Raw genomic sequence first — 17,151 nt, 5'->3', positions numbered from 1 at the left:
GAACGAATGAAAAGCGTACTGGAGACGGTGTTTACCGCCGTTCTTCAGTTTCTGGCCGAGGAGAACTACGTGCAGCTGGAGCATTACTTTGTGGACGGTACGAAGATCGAAGCGAATGCCAATCGATATACATTTGTTTGGGGAAAGGCCGTGGTGAAGTATAAAGCCAAGCTCCAGGAAAAAGTGCAGACCTTATTCGCCGCTATAGAGGAAGCCGAGAAACAAGAAGAAGGAACGCACGGCGGCCAGGAACTTCTTGAACTGGGCGAGTCCTCTTCCATCACCAGTGAAAAGCTGGAGCAAGCCGTCAAACAATTGGAGGAGCGTCTGCAGGAGAAACCAAAGGACAAGCCGCTCAAGAAGGCGGTGCGTACGCTCCGCAAGGACTTACTTCCGCGTCTTCAAAAGTACGAAACACAACAAACGATTTTAGGGACTAGAAATAGCTACAGCAAAACGGACCATGACGCTACATTTATGCGAATGAAAGAAGACCATATGCGAAATGGCCAGCTCAAGCCGGGTTACAACGTACAGATCGGTACCGAAAACCAATTCATTGTCGGTTACAGTTTGCACCAGCGCCCGACCGATACTCGCTGCCTCATCCCGCATCTTGAAAAAGTGAAATCGCAGTTAGGAAAGCTCCCGGGCACCGTCATCGCTGATGCGGGCTATGGTGGAGAAGAAAATTATGACTACTTGGAGCAGAACGAAGTCGAAGCCATTGTGAAGTACAGCACGTATCACCGCGAAAAAAGCAAGGCATGGAAAAAGGACATCAGCAAGATGGACAACTGGACCTATAACAGCGAACAAGATACATGGACATGCGCGGCTGGACAAACGCTCCATTTCCGAAGAGGGAGTAAGGAGAAAACAGAAAGCGGGTATGAGATCGAATACCGACATTATCGAAGCGCCGGCTGTGAGGACTGTCCACTAAAGCCGCAGTGTACAAAAGCCAAAGGTGATCGCGAGATCAAAGTGAGCATGAAGTATTTGCGGCTAAGAAACCAGGCAAGGCAGAAGCTTCGCAGCGAAGAAGGTTATGCCCTGGCGGTAAGGCGCATGATCGAGCCGGAGCCTGTGTTTGGCGATATAAAGAACAACCGGGGCTTTAAAAGGTTCCTGCTTCGAGGCTTACCAAAAGTAAGCATGGAGGTCGGGTGGCTTTCCCTTGCCCACAATCTACTTAAAAAAGCTGCAGTAGACGCTAAAAACCAAGGAGCTAAGCGAGAACCGACCGCTTAGCCCCTTAATTTCTTTCGAATACCATCCTATTTTACTGATGAGGGTGTTCCAAAGTTTACTTTTGGGACACCCTCCATAATTGCTTCGTCTGCTTAGACCAGAATTTCTTTGAAAGGACGCACCGGCTCGGACTTCCCAAATACGGGCTGTGCGTTATGCGCCGGATATGCCCATTTTATCGCGTTGGAGATCACTTTCAGAACTTCCGGCTTGTAGTACGTTGGATACGTTTCGTGGCCGGGACGGAAGTAGAAGATCTTGCCGCTTCCCCGGCGGAACGTACAGCCGCTGCGGAACACTTCTCCGCCCTCGAAGTTACTTACAAACACCAGCTCATCCGGAGTTGGAATATCGAAAAATTCACCATACATTTCTTCCTGATCCAGCACGATTTTGGGTTCGATTCCCTCGGCAATCGGATGGGAGGGATTCACACACCAGATGATTTCCTGCTCTCCCGCTTCCCTCCATTTCAGATCGCAGCTGGTTCCCATCAATGCCTTGAACGGTTTGGAGAAATGCCCCGAATGCAGGACGATGAATCCCATGCCTTGCTGGACGCGCCGAACGACCTTGGCTGTAATTTCGTCACTGACACGGTCATGGGCCATATGCCCCCACCAGATCAGCACATCCGTCGTATTCAGCACCTCGTCAGTCAATCCGTGCTCAGGCTCGTCAAGCGTGGCGGTCCGGATGGCAAAGCTCTCACCGGCCAGCCCGTCGGCAATCGCCTTGTGCAGTCCGTCCGGATATACCGCTTTAACCTCATCGTGAATTTTTTCGTGCACATATTCGTTCCAGATGGTGACGTTTATCATAAGCTTGTTCCCCCTAATTGTTTAAACCCACTTACACCCACCACATATCTCCCAATGGTTCATCCATGATGATGGGTTGAAGATTTTGGACAGCCTTTGTAAAGCCTTCTTCAATGGACATCAATCCGTCTTCATGCTCAATACTTACTACATAATCATAACCGACCAGGCGCAGTGCGCTTAAAATATCCGCCCACGTTTTCATGTCATGACCGTATCCCACGGTCCGGAACTGCCATGCGCGGTCAAGCATTTTCGTATAATCCTGCATATCTGTCAAACCGTATTTATTTACATTTACCGGATCAATCGTCGTATCCTTGGCATGGAAATGGTGAATGGCATTTTCGCGGCCCAAAATGTGAACGGCCTGCACCGGATCGATTCCCTGCCACCACATATGGCTCGGATCCAGATTGGCGCCGATCACTTCACCCGCAGCCTCGCGCAGGCGCAGCAGGGTTGCCGGCGTATGCACCGAGAAGCCGCCATGCAGCTCAAGGCCAACTTTCACGTTGTGGTCAGCCGCAAATTTGCCCGTTTCCGTCCAATAAGGGATGACCTTGTTCTCCCACTGCCATTTCAGGATTTCCTGATAGTCATTCGGCCATGGGGCCACCGGCCAGTTCGGATACTTGGCATCCTCATGGTCGCCCGGACAGCCGGAGAAAGTATTAACAACAGGCACCTCCAGCTTCTCCGCCAGCAGCACGGAATTGATAAAATCCTCGTGATCCGCCTGTGCCAGCTTCTTCTGCGGATGCAGCGGGTTGCCGTGGCAGCTCAATGCACTGATGATCAGGCCGCGGGATTCCACCGCCTGCTTGAAGTTTTTGAGCGCCGTTTCATTTTCCAGCAGCTCAGCAGGCCTGCAATGCTTGTTGCCCGGATTGCCGCCCGTGCCGATCTCGACGGCCTTTACTCCTCTGGAGGCCACAAAATCAAGCGCCTCCTCCAGAGATCTGTCGCCGAACAAAACCATAAATACTCCGAGCTTCATGCCTTATTCCTCCTCGTACATATATCGGTATATGCTGTTTAATTTGTAACAAACAGGCCTGCATTACTCAAAGTACACGGCTTTTCCTGTCCGGGCCGACTCGTAAATGGCCTCCAGAATTTCCGTAACGACAAGCGCCTGCTCCGGTTTCACCAGCGGCTCGGTATCGTTTTGCACCGCTTCCAGCCACAAGCGTGCCTCGCGGTCGGCCTCCGTCTCCTTTTCACCGGAATAGAAGGCCACTCCGCCTGCTCCAAGATCGATCTTGGTCTCATACAGTCTGCTGTTTTTCTCGCCGTTAATGCGAAGCCCATCTTTCATATCCGCTCCGCCTTCCGTGCCGCAGAGCAGCGACTTAGCTTCGCCAAACTCGGATACGTTGAGTGCCCAGCTGGATTCCAGCACAATGGTCGCCCCGTTCTCCATCGTAATAAAGCCAAAGGCGGAATCCTCCACCTTGAACTGCTCCGGATCCCACGGACCAAAGGCATTGGCTGCGTTTTGACGCTGCCCGAGCTTGTGGAACGTGGAGCCCATGACGCTTTTCGGCTTGTAATTGTCCATCAGCCACAGCGTCAGATCAAGTGCATGGGTGCCGATATCAATCAGCGGGCCGCCGCCCTGCTTCTCTTCATCCAGGAATACGCCCCAGGTAGGCACGGCGCGGCGGCGGAGAGCGATGGCTTTGCCGTAATAGATCTCACCGAGATCACCGTTTTCAACCATGTCCTTTAAATACAGGCTGTCATCACGGTACCGGTTTTGATAGGCAATGGACAGCTTTTTGCCCGTCCGCTTGGCCGCCTCCAGCATTTCGCGGGCCTGTGCGGTCGTTTTGGCCATCGGCTTTTCGCACATGACGTGATTGCCTGCTTCAAGCGCTGCGACTGTAATTTCGGAATGGGAATCATTCGGCGTGCAGACATGAACCACATCAAAGCCGCCATCCTTTAGCATTTCATTATAATCGTCATACACTTTGGCGCCTTCGGCGCCGTACTCAGCGGCGGCCTCCTCGGCACGCTCTTTAATAATGTCACAGAATGCGATCATTTCGGCGTTTGCTTGTTTGGCCAAGCTTGGCATATGTTTGCCGTTTGCGATGCCTCCGCATCCGACAATTGCGATTTTTACTGTATTAGACATTTAATTGTCCTCCCTGATTAGCGTATTCCTTAATCCATTGTATGCTTGTTTCGATGCTTTGAATTGGAGGATTGGCGCAGAAATCCTGTTCCACGATAATCCATTCTACGTCCGCTTTGACCGCCGCATCGGCGATGGCGGACAGATTGACCTCACCCTTGCCGAGCTCTACGGTAACGGCTTTGCCGTCTCCGTCCCTGCTCATATCCTTCAGATGAACAAGCGGCAGACGTCCGGCGTAGCGTTCAATATATTCAACGGGCTCGTATCCTCCGTAATGTACCCAGCAGGTGTCCATTTCCACTTGAAGAAGATCAGCCGGCACACTCTCAAACATGGCGTCGAAAACAGGCTTGCCGTCCAGCTTCTCCGTCAGTTCGAAATCATGGTTATGGTAGCAGAGCACGAGGCCCGCTTCTTTGACGGCAGTCCCGATTTTGGCCAGGTTGTCAAAAACATCCTCCCACTGTCTTTGCTCTTCGGTCAGGTAAGGGACAACCAAATATTTGTTGCCGATGGCCTTGTGATAAGCAATTTCCTCATCCAGATGATCCACCAGCCTTTGATAGCCGATATGTGTTCCAACGACCTCAAGCCCCAATTCGTCAAGCAGGGCCTTGACTTCCTCCGCGCTGCGGCCGAAGAAGGCGTGAAACTCCACTCCCTGGTAGCCGAGCGCGGCCACCTGACGGATCGTTCCTTCAAAATCCTGTTCAAGCTGATCCCTTACTGTGTACAGCTGCAAGCCTACTTTAGCCATTTTCTGCATCCTCCCGCATCGTTATGATTGTTCCGCAGACATTACTTCTGTTCCGTAGTACAACTCTTCATCAGGCTCGTAAGCGCTCTCCAGAATGATATGTTTGCCCTCCATAGATGAACGCTGGAACGCGTGCATAGCTTCGAGTACATGGTAACCCAGCTCCGCGCTGGCTCGATGGGCCCGGCCTGCCCGCATGGCCGTGATCATCTCGCCCGCTCCCAGCCCCCGCTCATTGCTTGAGCATTCGAACAGGGGTTCAACGGTCTGCCACTCTTCCTCGCCGAATTTCCGCAATCTGACCTCACCATTGAATTCATTAGGGTCAGGGACACTTAGCGTCCCCTCGGTACCATATATTTCAATCCGCGGGAGATCGGAGGCTCCCCGGATGTCGAAGCTCGTAATCATGGTTGCAATAGCTCCATTCACAAAATCCAGCGTGCCGGACAGATGCGTTGGCGTCTGTACCTGCAGCGGTGTCCCGCTCTTCGGTCCGCTGTGAATCTTGCGGTCCGGAATCTGAATGCCGGCCGATGCGCTGATGCGCCGGATCGGGCCCAGCAAATTAACGAGAGCGGTCAAATAATAAGGTCCCATATCGAACATCGGACCGCCGCCGGATGCATAGAAAAACTCCGGGTCATGATGCCACCATTCCGGACCTCTGCCCATGAAGAAGGCGGTCGCGGCAATCGGTTGGCCGATCAGGCCTTCCTTGATCGCATATCTTGCCGTCTGAATGCCGGCTCCCAGGAAGGTATCGGGCGCACAGCCCACTCTGAGCCCCTTCTCACTTGCCAGTTCAACGACCTTCTTCCCGTCCTCCAGCGATACCGCAAGCGGCTTTTCACTGTATACATGCTTGCCTGCTTCCAGAACCGCCAGATCGGTCAGGGCATGACTGCCGGGAACCGTCAGGTTGAACACCAACTCGAGTTCCTCACTCTGAATGAGCTCATCTACTGTGTATACGCTTCCAATACCAAATTGATTCGCCCTTTCTTCTGCGCGATCTGCCAGCAAGTCAGCTACCGCCACGACTTCGATCAAAGGGCTTTTCTTGAGGTTCGCCAGATACACGGCACTGATATTACCACAACCGATAATACCTGCCTTCACTTTCTCCACGATACGCTCACTCCTTAAGCTGCGATTAAAAACAGGTTCAATCTAGTTGTTATAGTATTCCTAATCTGTTTCAATTAAAATGAATAATATGATTAAAACATGAACAATCTGGTCATTATTTAAAAAACTTTTACGCTGGTTCAGACGTTATGTTATTAATTGTAGAAGAATTTTATTCATAAGGAGACGTAGCATATGTCCACCACTGAACCGTGTCAGGTTTTGACCGCAGGGTTCTCTTTTCACCGCAAGCCCTTTTATCAAAATCAGCCGGAAGGAATCAAAAATTATCTTTTTCGCCTGCAGACGGACGGAAGGTGCCGGGTCCGCATCAGCGACGACATGGTAAAAATCGAGCCAGGGGATCTGCTGCTGTTTAATCCGACCGAACCCTACGAATTGAAAATCGACTCCGAGCTCAATCCTATGGGTGAGCAAACGATCGAAAGCGGCGATTATCATATTTTTTTTGCGGGAGCGTGGGTGGATGAATGGTGGGACCGTCACAAGCGGCCAACCAAAATCAAAGTCCAGCTCACGGAGTCGCTGCTGGGATTATTCCGCCAGATCGTCATGGAGCAGCGCCGCATATCCAATCCGTACCCGGAAATTTCGGAATATTATATGAAAATACTTTGCCTTGAAATTGACAGACTTCTCGCGGAGCACCCGGCATCGTCCCATCAAAGCTATCTCGCCTACCAGATCAAGAACTATATTGAAGAGAATGCCTCCTCCACCTTCAAGCTTGAGGATGTCGCCGCCCATATCGGCATCAGCGTATCGCGCGCCGTTCACCTTTTCAAAGAAACGTTCGGAACGAGCATTATGCAATATACGCTTGACGTCCGGCTCAACATGGCGCGGGAGCGCATCATTTTCAGTCCCATGTCGCTGGAGCAGGCGGCCGAATCCTCCGGGTTCGCCAACTATACGTATTTTCACCGCGTATTCCGCTCCCGGTTCAGGATGTCGCCCAAGGAGTTCCGCAGCATTCACAGAGAGCAGCTCTGATAGAGGTGGTTCAAAAAGTCGTCTTTTGATCACGAAGTAAGTCAGGAAGCGGATTCGACATCGAATCTTGAATTCAGCCGGGACTAATAAGTAGATGCTTCCGAAGCATGTTTCCTGCGGAAACATTTCAGGTGCTCACGTACCCCATGTACGCTCCGCTCCTCAGTCCCTATCTTCATCCAATCTTCTCGGTGCTGAAAAGCCAACTTTTTGAACTCGCTCTGATATTATTCATATGTCATTATAAAAAAGCGTATGACGGCCTGTCCCATTTGGTACAGTAACCTCATACGCTTTATGATATACGGGTGACTCTATCTTTTCTTGGAACTTTCCTGAATTTGCTCCGAGACGACCATCGCAAGATCGTCATTTCCGAACATGGACAGCACGCCGAGCACCGTATCATCCGGGATCGGCCCCGCTTCTTCCTTCGGCACCGTCAACTCCAGCACCCGCAGCAGCCGCTCATTCTGCTCTTGCTCTGGATAAGCCTGCCTGTACAACTCCAGCGGGTCCAATCCTCCATTGACACACCACTGGGCAAATACAAGGATCATCATGTCCTCTTCCTGCCTGTAGCTTTCGACCACCATGTCCTCCACCGATTGCTGACGATTTCTCTCATTCATTTCTGCTTCTCTCCCTGCCGATCTTTCTATTTATCCGAGCAGCCGTTCGGCCAATTCATGCGATTCCAAAACCAGCCCGGCCCGGATGCCGCATTGCTCCGGTGTAGCGATGTTGTGCAGAAAATGGTCAACCGCGCCCGCGAAGCCGCGCCGCTGCAATATTGTATCCCAGCTTCCGAAGCCGCCAGTTTGCGGCAGCCGTCCTTTCTCGTACAGTACGGCTTGCTCCATCTGCGTGATCTCGGCCGACCGGCCGCTGCCGTGCAGCTCCACTCTTTCGAAATCAATACCCGCCTGTCTGTCCATATTGAACGTTCCTGCCGCTTCTCCGAATCTCAGCGTGCCGAACGCACGGGTCATTCGCCCTTCGCTGTCCTGATCCAAGCTTGCCTGCAGCAGCTCATAGCTGTCCCCGCCCAGCCAAAGCAGAAGATCCAGCATATGAATCAAGTCATCATACACCGTTTCCCGCGCCGGCCGCTGCTGCAGCCCCGTACGATGCTTTACTACAGAGCAGTGACTGAAGCCGCCGGCTTCCTCAAGCCACGACTTGGCCTGAACGTATTGCGGAGCAAAGCGGCGGTTAAAGCCCACGGCCAGCAGAACTCCCTGCGCTTCCGCAAAAGCGGCCATTTCCACAGACTCCCGCAAATGATAAGAGAGCGGCTTGTCCACATATACGGCTTTTCCTTGTTCAATGCATGCCATAACCATATCGTAGTGGGCTTCCGTCGCGCTGTGAATAAATACGGCGTCCGGTCCCCAGCTCAGCAGCTCCTTCAAATCCGTCGTTCCTTGCTGGAACCGGTATTTTTGGAGCATCTGCCGCACCGGCTCAGGAGACCGGTTGTGTATGCCCACGATTTCCACGTCATCATGGGCCGACAGCAAAGGCAGATACACCTTGCGGGCGATATCCCCCAATCCGGCGATCGCTATTTTAATTTTCTCCATCCCACTCATCCCTGCTTCCCCATTTCTTTTTCAGCGCTTCGGCTTTCTACGTTACAGTGTACCGTCTGCAGGGTCCGAGGGCAATGCCAGCCGGAATCTGCGTGTTATGCCAGGCTCATTTTCTGCAAAAAGACGGCTCCTGATATCGGAACCGTCTTAAGGCTGTGCATGATTCATTTTTGGAAATAGACCTGATTTATTCGTACATTTTGACTTGCTGCGGATGGGCAGCGGCCTGCTTCTCTTTCTTCTTTTTAACCTGCCAGCCGAGCAGGACTACAGCCGCTACTACGACCAGCTCAAATCCGTATTTCAATACAGGGTTAAGGAACCATGAGTGAATCATCGGCTCAGCCACAATCATTTTGGCTGCAGTGTATGCAAGCACTGCGGCTCCAATCGCAATGACCATCGGAAAACGGTCTGTCAGTTTCAGAATGATCGTGCTTCCCCATACCATGATCGGAACGGAGATGGCCAGACCCAGAATAACAAGGAACATGTCGCCATGCGCGGCGCCTGCAACCGCAAGCACGTTGTCCAGTCCCATCATCGCATCTGCAATGATAATGGTGCGGATCGCCGCCCACATCTGGTTGCCTGCCGAAATTTCGTGCTTCTTATCCTCCACCAGCAGCTTATAAGCGATCCAGACGAGCAGCAGCCCCCCGATTAAACGAAGCCCCGGGATCAAGAGCAAATACGTGACCAGCAGCGTTGCCACCACTCGGATGACGACAGCCCCGACAGTCCCCCAAAAGATGACCTTCTTCTGGTCCTCCTTCTTTACATTCCGTGCCGCCAGTCCGATGACAATGGCATTGTCCCCCGCAAGCACGAGATCGATAACAACGATTGACAGCAGCGCCATCCAAAATTCCACGCCGAAAAAATCCATCCCGTTTCCCCACTTTCTCTGTTTATTTTGGTATAATTGACATAGTTGCCCGCATTCATGCACAAAAAAGCGCCCATTCCTTTTCAATTCGGAACGGCGCTTTCCTGATTTAGGCACCAAAAAAGACCTTCACCCGAATTGAAAAAGAAATCAGGCAAAGGTCTCGCTACAACGCAGGCGTTGCCAATAAAGCCGGGGAAACAATCCCGTAATGACGACTTTACCGCTTAGAGCTACTCCCCTTTGGGAACTATTCTTATTAATGGCAAGTATAGCATACATTTTCAAAGAAGTGAACACAAAAATGTTCAGAATTGGACTTCCCTTTGTGAACGGGGGTTCCGGTACGCTGTAGTCCTGCCTGAAAGGTTACTCGATGAAAAAATGGATTGCCATTGCAGCCTATGTTTCGCTGTTCGGCTTCGCGTTTATGTACAGATATGATTTGCTGGAATGGACCCGGCAGCACGGCTCCTTTCCCGTGCTTTTAGGTCTTGCATTCGGATTCGCGCTCATCCCTTTTGTTCCGTACAAACTGGTCATTACGACCGCAGCCTACCTCATGGGGGCGTGGCAGGCTGCCGCCATATGCTGGGCAGGCACAACGCTCGCGGCGGCGGCCGTTTACTGGGCTGCTTCTCTTTTCCGCGAGCGTGGCAAAGCTTATCTGGAACGCTTCCCTGCCCTGCACTCTTTTACATCGGCGATGGAGCGCCGTCCGTTCGCTGCCGTGCTGGCTGCCCGCCTGATGCCTGTCATTCCGCAGGCGGCCGTCAATATCTATGCAGGCGTCGCCGGCTTCCCGTTCCGGGCTTTTATGCTCGCAACAGGCATCGGCAAGCTGCCCGGCATTTTCATTTATGCTTACGCAGGCAGCCTGCTGGCAGACAGACCCCTGGCCGGAGTGCTGCTGTTCACTGCCTATACGGCGCTTGCGGGGGTTGTATTGTGGATAAGCCGGTTCAAGACCGGTGCCAGCCGTTAACGAACTGGCCGTTACAATCGGTTGGCCTCCATTTTCTTTACCAGTTGGCCTCTGCAACAAAGTAGATTATAATTTAATTGTAAACGATTGAAATCACACTGATCAAAAACATCCCATTGGAATGGAGTGACGATATGGACAGCATCAAAAATCCAAAGCAGACAGAGCTCGCTACCTTTGCAGGAGGGTGTTTCTGGTGCATGGTTTCCCCCTTTGAGGAACTTCCCGGCATCAAGAAGGTGCGTTCAGGCTACACAGGCGGACATAAAGAAAATCCTACTTATGAAGAAGTGTGCTCCGATACAACGGGTCACGTGGAGGCTGTGCAGATTACGTTTGATCCGCAAATTTTCCCGTATGAGAAGCTGCTGGAGCTGTTCTGGCAGCAAATCGACCCGACCGACGCGGGCGGGCAGTTTCATGACCGCGGCGAATCCTACAAAACAGCGATCTTTTATCACAATGAGGAGCAGCGCGTAAAGGCCGAAGGCTCCAAAGAAGCGCTCGGCAAGAGCGGACGCTTTGACAAGCCGATCGTCACCCCTATTCTTCCAGCCTCGACGTTCTATGAAGCAGAGGAATATCATCAGGATTATCACAAGAAAAATCCGGGCCATTATAAACGGTACCGCAAAGGCTCCGGACGCGAAGATTTCATCGAACGCCATTGGTCTGGCAATTTCGATAAATCCGACCTGACATCACGGCTCACAGCCCTCCAGTACGAGGTAACGCAAAATAATGCGACCGAGCGACCGTTCCAGAACGAGTTCTGGGATCATAATGAGGATGGCATTTACGTTGACATCGTCTCCGGCGAGCCGCTGTTCAGCTCGCGCGACAAGTACGACGCAGGCTGCGGCTGGCCAAGCTTCACCCGCCCGCTTCGCAGCTACAGCATTAAGGAGAAGAGCGATCTGAGCCATTTCATGATCCGCACCGAGGTGCGCAGCCGTGAGGCCGATTCGCATCTGGGGCACGTGTTTGACGACGGGCCGGGACCTGACGGGCTGCGCTATTGCATCAATTCCGCCGCCTTGCGTTTCGTGCCGAAGGAGGATCTCGTCAATGAAGGGTACGGCGAGTACACCTACCTGTTTGAGGATGGTCAGGAATCCCTTTAAAGTAGTTTATCATCATGGGTTGCAAAAAAGGTCGAGAACGGGAGCAAGTTTCCCCAGTTCTCGACCTTTTGTTCTTTATGTCCGCACCCTTTTAAATCAAAAATAATTATGCGATAATCCAGCCGATCCAGTACGCGAACGGCACCAGCAGCAGCTGTGCCAGCAGCGTGCCTCCCAGCCGGGACAGCAGCATCCAGCCGTAAATCCGGCTCATGCCTTCCAGCCGCAGATCCCCTCTCACTGCACGTTCCGACAGGATCGCCAACCGCGGATCAATCAGCAGCGTCAGCAGAATGGTGGCAGCGCCGTTGATCAGTCCGGAAGACATCGACATGGAGGTCGCATGCTCCGGCCACAAATACGAGGCGTATACAGCCGCCAGAACCCCTACTGTATACACCGCAGTGACGAGCAGGTTTAACAGCACAAGCCGCTTCGGAAAGGAACCGCGAAGCAAGGTGCGGGCCATGGTACGGCTGGGCCGCTTGACATAATATCCAATATGTCTCCACCGCGCCTGCTGCACGAGCCGCCTGATCATGCCACCGACCGATCCGGCGGCTTCCAGATGCACAACGAGCCTTGCCGAAATCCGAACCACAGCTGGAAACAGCAGGACCGCAAGCAGCGTCCCGGCCGTCGCTGCCCCCAGGATGGCATGAAGCTTCCATTCCAGCGGGTCCTGCGCTGTCAGCCTGGCCTGATCCGCTATGCTGCCCAGCATCGGTCCCTGAACCATATTCGAGGTGCGCGATACAAGCAGCAGCATTCCTGCCACTGTTAATGCCAATCCAATGCGCCGCGCCCGCAGGCCTCCCAGCCGCAGTGCGTAAGACAGGCTGTCCGTTGTATGAATGATCATGGTGAACAAAAGCGTACACGCAAGCGCAAACATCTAATCCCACGTCTCCTCTTCCTATTTCAATCCTTCACATTCCACGATCCGTTGCTTTTACCCTATCGATTATATCCTTTTCTTTCCTTGATGTCTTCCTGTCCCTTCTGCAAGGGAAACTGGAGTCATTGACAGTATCCATGTGTCTGTTCTTCCGTTTAGGAACATCCGGCAGGGGTAATAGATATTAAATGACTCAGCATGACAAAGGAGGTATCTTGAATGCCCTGGAGCAAGCATGATTATCCCCCATCCATGAAAAATTTGGACGAGCGTGTCCGCGAGAAAGCTGTGGAAATTGCCAATGCGCTTCTGCGGGACGGCTACGAGGAAGGGCGGGCCATCGCCATTGCAACCTCGCAGGCGGAGGAATGGGCCGACAACCATCCTTCCAGTGATGGAAAGACGAAAACCTCAAAGCACCATGATTGACGAATCACGGCAAAAAAACCGTTCGGCATGAATTACCGGACGGTTTTTAGACATTTTATCATGATGATTGCCGTACGCTTTGTACTCCAGTCAATGCTGTGCCTGCGGCAGGCTGGCCCTTTCCCTTAGCTTTGATATTGGCCTTGGCAGCAGACTTGAGCCTGAACCCAACGGTCAGCGTAATCATTTGACCGGCAATCCACACCGCAAAAATGGTATACATCGTTTCTTTGAAAGGCAGATAAAAGAGAGACAGCAGCAGCACGATACAGTCACTAACAAAAAATACGCTGCCCAGCTTCCAGCCCTTCCGCTCACTGATCATAATGGACAGAATATCGTCTCCGCCTGTAGCTCCCCCGCTGCGCATAACGATCCCTGCACCCAGCCCGGTCAACACCCCGGACAGCACGGAAGCAACAGCCAGATTGTCCTGCAAATTCATTAACGGCGGTGAAAGCCATTCAAAGCCGCTGTAAAATATGGAGAACGCAGCCGCCCCCACCAGCGCGCGGGCCGCAAACCGCCAGCCTTTGATCAGCCAGGCGACGATCAGGACCGGTATATCAAGCAGCAGCACACTCCATGCCGGAGACAGTCCGAACGCGTATTTACCCAGCAGGGCCAGCCCTACAAATCCGCCTTCGGACAAATGATTTGCAAAGTTAATATGGTAATAGGCAAATGCCAGAATGCAGGTTCCAAGCAGCATGACAGCCGTTTGTCCCGCCGTTCTGTTAAAAAGCTTCTTCTTGTTCGTTATCCTCATACAGGCTCCCCCGGTTTCTCGCAAGTTGGTTTATCATCAACCGGTACTCACGGAAGTTCGGGCGCAACATTCGCCTGGAGGACTTGGTCCTTCGCATTATAATCCCCTCTTCCGCAGTAGTCGGTCACCGACGTACACTTACGGAAGAGCTAAGTATAGGATAGATCATAACGTTTCCAAATCGTCCTTTGGGGAATCATCCTTCGGGGACTCATGGTATCCTGATCCTTTCTATTTTGGTTTGAAGGAACGGTTCCCGCATGCCGATGAACGATTCCTCCTAATCTATTATACCACACAGCGCCATGTGCCAAACAGCTTGCTTGTGCGGATATTTCCGCACATCTTGATTAATATGCGGCCGCAGACGGCATTATGACCGAAGATCCGCCCTTTTGCTTGCTTTCTTCCCGGGATTTGTTCCTATTTTGCGGTTTGCCGCAAACACGCCGCCAAGAATCAGAACCAGCCCTGCAAGCAGGTTCCATCCGATATGCTCGCCCAGCAGTGTATATCCCCAAACCATAGCGCTCGCCGGAACGAGATAGGCTACCGAGGTCGAAAACTCCGGACTTCCCTTCATAATCATATAGTTGAACAAAATATAAGCCACCCCCGAGCCGAGCACACCAAGTCCGATAAAGGAGCCCATGACAGCAGGCTCCGTCAGGTCGGGCACTTGTTCCGTAAAGATAGCGACCAGCCCGCTCCCCACAGCGGCGCCTGCAAGTGTGGCAAAGGTCATTTGATACATGCTGAGCCCGCCAAGCAGGCGTCTGGACAGCTGCGTGCCAAACCCGTAACAAAGCGTGGCCGTCAGCATACAGACAAAGCCGACCGGATCCACCGAAATGATGGTAACAGGATTAATACCGAGCAGTACAATAATGCCTGCAAAAGCCACCAGCATCCCCGTCCACTGCATCCGGGTGAATGTGGCACCGAAAAACAGCAGCCCGACCAGCATGGTCCAGATCGGTGTCGTGGCGTTCAGCACCGAGGCCATACTGCTGGTCAGCCGTGTTTCGCTAAATGCGATCAGTCCCCAGGGGAGGGCCATGTTCACCAGTGATACAATGACAGCCCTGCCCCATGATATTTGCTTGAAGGAAAAAGGCTTGCGCAGAGCCAGCATAACGAGCAGGATGAATACCAGACCGAATAAGGAACGCAGGCTGGCAATCGTCCACGGGCCGATATCATGCTGCAGCAGCACCTTAATGAACAGGAAGGAGCCTCCCCAAATCAGGCTGAGCAGAATCAGAGCTGCATATAACGAACGAGACAACGGCATTCCTTCTTTCCCTGATTTTTAAATATGTATCTATTTGTACAGCATCCTCAAGACTAAAAGAATACTCTTTTTCCGCCGTTGTGAAAACCCCTGTCCATGAAAAAGGCTCATTCCCGCAAAGGAAAAAGCCTGTTCTTACTTCCAGATAATATCCGTTGCCTTATGGTATCAAAGGATTTATGATGGGGAATACTAAGAACGTGTGTTCTCTCGCTTGAAGCATCCAAAGTTCTACTGTCAAGAAGGAAGTGGAAGAACATATGAAACCAACGGTATCCCCACCTGTTCCCTCGGAAGAAGATTCGCGGCTCGTGAAGAGCTACGTGCTTCATACCCTCGCGCTCGATGTGCTGGAAAGGGATATTCGCCAGCTGCGGCAAGCCCCGCTGAAAATGCCTGATTTATATATTCTCAGCTTGTCCGGCGTTCAACGGCGTATCACTCAGCAGCTGGCTGATGTCAAAAGGCAAATGAGACGCAGCGGTATTAAAGTCTATGAGGAAAACCGCAGCAGAAAAGGGCTTGAGGCGCTCTATGTCTGCCGTGGTTATCACAGACGTCTCTTTATGCTCCCTTCCTTTGCCAGAAGCGAAGTGCGGCGGGAGCTGGGGTCATTCCTTGGCCTTGACCTGACCCTGACGGAGTGAACTGCTCTTCACCCGCGCCTCGCTTGCAAGCATCCCTCCCGCCGGGCGTGACTTGGCAGGTTTAATCCCTGCCGTAATCCGTTGGGCACGAACAGCCGTCTCGCGCAGAATTTCCTCTTCATCCATCGTCAGCAGACGCCGGCCCTGCATCAAAATACGCCCATTCACAATTGTGGTGTCCACATCGGCTCCGCCCACACTGTAGGCAAGCAGCGACTCTGCATGATGAACAGGCTGCAAATGCGGCTTGCGCAGGTCGATCAGAATGATATCCGCCTTTTTGCCTGCCTCCAGCGTGCCGAGCTCCTCGCGCAGCCCGAGCAGCTCGGCCCCGCCGGCCGTTGCCATGGCCAATGCTTCTCCTGCCGTAAACGAAGCGGGATTGCCGGACCGCAGCTTCTGCAGCCAGGCGGCGGCCTTGATTTCCTCGAACATATCAAGCGTTGTTGCGCTGCCCGCCCCGTCCGTGCCGAGTCCGACCGTTGTGCCCTGCTTCAGCAGCTCGGCCACAGGCGCAATGCCGCAGGACAGCTTCAGGTTGCTGACCGGGTTATGGGCCACGCCCCCCTTGATTCCGCGCAGCAGCTTGATGTCTTGCGGCGTTAAGTGCACACCATGGGCCAGAAGAACATGGCCGTGGGACAGCAGCCCCGTATCGGCTAAATACTCCGTTGGGGTGCGGTTATATTTCTCGCGTATTTTCGCGGTCTCCTCCACCGTTTCCGCAAGATGGGTATGCACGGGCACACCCTTGTCTGCGGCCAGCGCAAGCGCTTCTTTCATAAAATGCGGAGGACAGGTATAAGGGGCATGCGGCCCTACCATCGTTGTAATTCTGCCATCCGCCTGCCCGTGCCAGCGGTCGATCAGGTCGGCCGCTTCCGCCATTCTCCGTCCCCCGTCGTCTTCGAGCCCGATGACACCGCGGGTAAGGGAAGCGCGGATTCCCGTCTCCTTTACCGCTTCGGCGATCTCGTTCATATGAATATACATATCCGCAAAAGCGGTGGTGCCGGATTTGATCATTTCCGCGATGCCCAGCTTGGCTCCCCAATAAATATCCTCTGGGGTCATGCGGTTTTCCGCGGGCAGCATTTTTCGTTCCAGCCAGTCCATCAGCTTCAGATCATCGCTGAAGGCCCGCAGCAGACTCATCGGTGAATGCTGATGGGCATTAACGAGCCCGGGCATGGCGAGCATGCCGCGGCCGTCCAGAATCTCCTCCGCTTCTTCAGCAATGGACGGGCCTATGCTTGCGATGCGGCTGTCCCTGATGAGAATATCTCCCTCATACGGCGCCTCCCCCCGGACCATGGTAAAGATCGTCGCACCCTTGATTTTGATTGCTGACATAAAACAGCCTCCTGTCGTTTGGTTTACACCGACAGGCTACAG

Annotated in this window: 18 protein-coding genes; 6 read left to right on the top strand and 12 right to left on the bottom strand. The window is 52.8% G+C overall.

The window, feature by feature from the left end; genetic code table 11:
- Positions 1–1,254: IS1182 family transposase (locus tag ACI1P2_RS10635; RefSeq protein ID WP_355319492.1), on the top strand; the 1,254-nt coding region annotated here is incomplete at its 5' end.
- Between the two features lie 92 nt (positions 1,255–1,346).
- On the opposite strand, the gene ACI1P2_RS10630 is transcribed toward ACI1P2_RS10635, so the two are convergent.
- The 5 genes from ACI1P2_RS10630 to ACI1P2_RS10610 form a co-directional block, all read right to left on the bottom strand.
- Entirely contained in the window at positions 1,347–2,075 is a 729-nt protein-coding gene (locus ACI1P2_RS10630) for a ThuA domain-containing protein (protein ID WP_355319490.1), read from the bottom strand.
- 31 nt (positions 2,076–2,106) lie between these two features.
- Positions 2,107–3,075, bottom strand: a complete 969-nt coding sequence (locus tag ACI1P2_RS10625; protein ID WP_355319488.1) for a sugar phosphate isomerase/epimerase family protein — start codon at positions 3,073–3,075, stop codon at positions 2,107–2,109.
- 63 nt (positions 3,076–3,138) lie between these two features.
- The gene (locus ACI1P2_RS10620; RefSeq protein WP_355319486.1) at positions 3,139–4,221 is read right to left on the bottom strand and encodes a Gfo/Idh/MocA family protein; all 1,083 of its coding nucleotides are present in this window, start codon (positions 4,219–4,221) and stop codon (positions 3,139–3,141) included.
- Positions 4,214–4,981 (bottom strand): sugar phosphate isomerase/epimerase family protein, encoded by a 768-nt coding sequence (locus ACI1P2_RS10615; RefSeq protein WP_355319484.1) that lies wholly within the window; start codon positions 4,979–4,981, stop codon positions 4,214–4,216. The genes ACI1P2_RS10620 and ACI1P2_RS10615 overlap by 8 nt, the downstream gene beginning before the upstream one ends.
- Before the next feature lie 21 nt (positions 4,982–5,002).
- The gene (locus tag ACI1P2_RS10610; RefSeq protein ID WP_355319482.1) at positions 5,003–6,112 is read right to left on the bottom strand and encodes a Gfo/Idh/MocA family protein; all 1,110 of its coding nucleotides are present in this window, start codon (positions 6,110–6,112) and stop codon (positions 5,003–5,005) included.
- Between the two features lie 195 nt (positions 6,113–6,307).
- Between ACI1P2_RS10610 and ACI1P2_RS10605 the strand changes: the two genes are divergently transcribed.
- On the top strand, positions 6,308–7,126 hold the full coding sequence (locus ACI1P2_RS10605) for a helix-turn-helix domain-containing protein (protein WP_355319480.1): 819 nt from the start codon (positions 6,308–6,310) through the stop codon (positions 7,124–7,126).
- A 314-nt stretch (positions 7,127–7,440) separates the two neighbouring features.
- Here the strand turns inward: ACI1P2_RS10605 and ACI1P2_RS10600 are convergent, their stop codons facing one another.
- The 3 genes from ACI1P2_RS10600 to ACI1P2_RS10590 all read right to left on the bottom strand — a co-directional run bounded on the left by ACI1P2_RS10600 (position 7,441) and on the right by ACI1P2_RS10590 (position 9,610).
- Positions 7,441–7,758: a hypothetical protein gene (locus ACI1P2_RS10600; protein ID WP_355319478.1), complete on the bottom strand. Its 318-nt coding sequence runs from the start codon at positions 7,756–7,758 to the stop codon at positions 7,441–7,443.
- A 30-nt stretch (positions 7,759–7,788) separates the two neighbouring features.
- Positions 7,789–8,721, bottom strand: coding sequence for a Gfo/Idh/MocA family protein (locus ACI1P2_RS10595; RefSeq protein WP_355319476.1), 933 nt, complete (start codon positions 8,719–8,721; stop codon positions 7,789–7,791).
- Between the two features lie 187 nt (positions 8,722–8,908).
- Entirely contained in the window at positions 8,909–9,610 is a 702-nt protein-coding gene (locus ACI1P2_RS10590; protein ID WP_355319475.1) for a TerC family protein, read from the bottom strand.
- 376 nt (positions 9,611–9,986) lie between these two features.
- Here ACI1P2_RS10590 and ACI1P2_RS10585 point away from each other — a divergent pair, with 376 nt between their 5' ends.
- Positions 9,987–10,595: a TVP38/TMEM64 family protein gene (locus tag ACI1P2_RS10585; protein ID WP_355319473.1), complete on the top strand. Its 609-nt coding sequence runs from the start codon at positions 9,987–9,989 to the stop codon at positions 10,593–10,595.
- Between the two features lie 134 nt (positions 10,596–10,729).
- Positions 10,730–11,719 (top strand): peptide-methionine (S)-S-oxide reductase MsrA, encoded by a 990-nt coding sequence (gene msrA, locus ACI1P2_RS10580; RefSeq protein ID WP_355319472.1) that lies wholly within the window; start codon positions 10,730–10,732, stop codon positions 11,717–11,719.
- A gap of 106 nt (positions 11,720–11,825) precedes the next feature.
- Here the strand turns inward: msrA and ACI1P2_RS10575 are convergent, their stop codons facing one another.
- On the bottom strand, positions 11,826–12,614 hold the full coding sequence (locus tag ACI1P2_RS10575) for a lipid II flippase Amj family protein (protein WP_355319470.1): 789 nt from the start codon (positions 12,612–12,614) through the stop codon (positions 11,826–11,828).
- Positions 12,615–12,836: 222 nt separating this feature from the next.
- Between ACI1P2_RS10575 and ACI1P2_RS10570 the strand changes: the two genes are divergently transcribed.
- Positions 12,837–13,046 (top strand): DUF2188 domain-containing protein, encoded by a 210-nt coding sequence (locus ACI1P2_RS10570; protein WP_355319468.1) that lies wholly within the window; start codon positions 12,837–12,839, stop codon positions 13,044–13,046.
- Positions 13,047–13,104: 58 nt separating this feature from the next.
- On the opposite strand, the gene ACI1P2_RS10565 is transcribed toward ACI1P2_RS10570, so the two are convergent.
- Together ACI1P2_RS10565 and ACI1P2_RS10560 are read right to left on the bottom strand one after the other, a co-directional pair.
- Positions 13,105–13,815 carry a YitT family protein gene (locus tag ACI1P2_RS10565; RefSeq protein ID WP_355319466.1) on the bottom strand — a complete coding sequence of 237 codons (711 nt, stop codon included), beginning with the start codon at positions 13,813–13,815 and terminating at the stop codon, positions 13,105–13,107.
- 373 nt (positions 13,816–14,188) lie between these two features.
- Entirely contained in the window at positions 14,189–15,103 is a 915-nt protein-coding gene (locus ACI1P2_RS10560; RefSeq protein ID WP_355319464.1) for a DMT family transporter, read from the bottom strand.
- Positions 15,104–15,369: 266 nt separating this feature from the next.
- On the opposite strand from ACI1P2_RS10560, the gene ACI1P2_RS10555 reads away from it, so the two are divergent.
- Positions 15,370–15,756, top strand: coding sequence for a hypothetical protein (locus tag ACI1P2_RS10555; RefSeq protein ID WP_355319462.1), 387 nt, complete (start codon positions 15,370–15,372; stop codon positions 15,754–15,756).
- Here ACI1P2_RS10555 and ACI1P2_RS10550 read toward each other — a convergent pair.
- Positions 15,721–17,109 carry an amidohydrolase gene (locus ACI1P2_RS10550; protein WP_355319460.1) on the bottom strand — a complete coding sequence of 463 codons (1,389 nt, stop codon included), beginning with the start codon at positions 17,107–17,109 and terminating at the stop codon, positions 15,721–15,723. The two genes, ACI1P2_RS10555 and ACI1P2_RS10550, sit on opposite strands and share 36 nt — an antisense overlap.
- Positions 17,110–17,151 lie beyond the last annotated feature (42 nt).

Origin of the sequence: Paenibacillus jiangxiensis, assembly GCF_046098255.1 — a bacterium.
GTDB classification, from domain to species: Bacteria; Bacillota; Bacilli; order Paenibacillales; family Paenibacillaceae; genus Paenibacillus; species Paenibacillus jiagnxiensis.
The sequence above is the reverse complement of the archived record's forward strand: the minus strand, read 5'-3'. Positions and strand labels throughout refer to the sequence as shown.

Coding starts and splice junctions, on each gene's coding strand:
- ACI1P2_RS10630 (WP_355319490.1), bottom strand. CDS start 2,075: ATGATAAACGTCACCATCTGGAACGAATATGTGCACGAAAAAATTCAC.
- ACI1P2_RS10625 (WP_355319488.1), bottom strand. CDS start 3,075: ATGAAGCTCGGAGTATTTATGGTTTTGTTCGGCGACAGATCTCTGGAG.
- ACI1P2_RS10620 (WP_355319486.1), bottom strand. CDS start 4,221: ATGTCTAATACAGTAAAAATCGCAATTGTCGGATGCGGAGGCATCGCA.
- ACI1P2_RS10615 (WP_355319484.1), bottom strand. CDS start 4,981: ATGGCTAAAGTAGGCTTGCAGCTGTACACAGTAAGGGATCAGCTTGAA.
- ACI1P2_RS10605 (WP_355319480.1), top strand. CDS start 6,308: ATGTCCACCACTGAACCGTGTCAGGTTTTGACCGCAGGGTTCTCTTTT.
- ACI1P2_RS10600 (WP_355319478.1), bottom strand. CDS start 7,758: ATGAATGAGAGAAATCGTCAGCAATCGGTGGAGGACATGGTGGTCGAA.
- ACI1P2_RS10595 (WP_355319476.1), bottom strand. CDS start 8,721: ATGAGTGGGATGGAGAAAATTAAAATAGCGATCGCCGGATTGGGGGAT.
- ACI1P2_RS10590 (WP_355319475.1), bottom strand. CDS start 9,610: ATGGATTTTTTCGGCGTGGAATTTTGGATGGCGCTGCTGTCAATCGTT.
- ACI1P2_RS10585 (WP_355319473.1), top strand. CDS start 9,987: ATGAAAAAATGGATTGCCATTGCAGCCTATGTTTCGCTGTTCGGCTTC.
- msrA (WP_355319472.1), top strand. CDS start 10,730: ATGGACAGCATCAAAAATCCAAAGCAGACAGAGCTCGCTACCTTTGCA.
- ACI1P2_RS10575 (WP_355319470.1), bottom strand. CDS start 12,614: ATGTTTGCGCTTGCGTGTACGCTTTTGTTCACCATGATCATTCATACA.
- ACI1P2_RS10570 (WP_355319468.1), top strand. CDS start 12,837: ATGCCCTGGAGCAAGCATGATTATCCCCCATCCATGAAAAATTTGGAC.
- ACI1P2_RS10565 (WP_355319466.1), bottom strand. CDS start 13,815: ATGAGGATAACGAACAAGAAGAAGCTTTTTAACAGAACGGCGGGACAA.
- ACI1P2_RS10555 (WP_355319462.1), top strand. CDS start 15,370: ATGAAACCAACGGTATCCCCACCTGTTCCCTCGGAAGAAGATTCGCGG.
- ACI1P2_RS10550 (WP_355319460.1), bottom strand. CDS start 17,109: ATGTCAGCAATCAAAATCAAGGGTGCGACGATCTTTACCATGGTCCGG.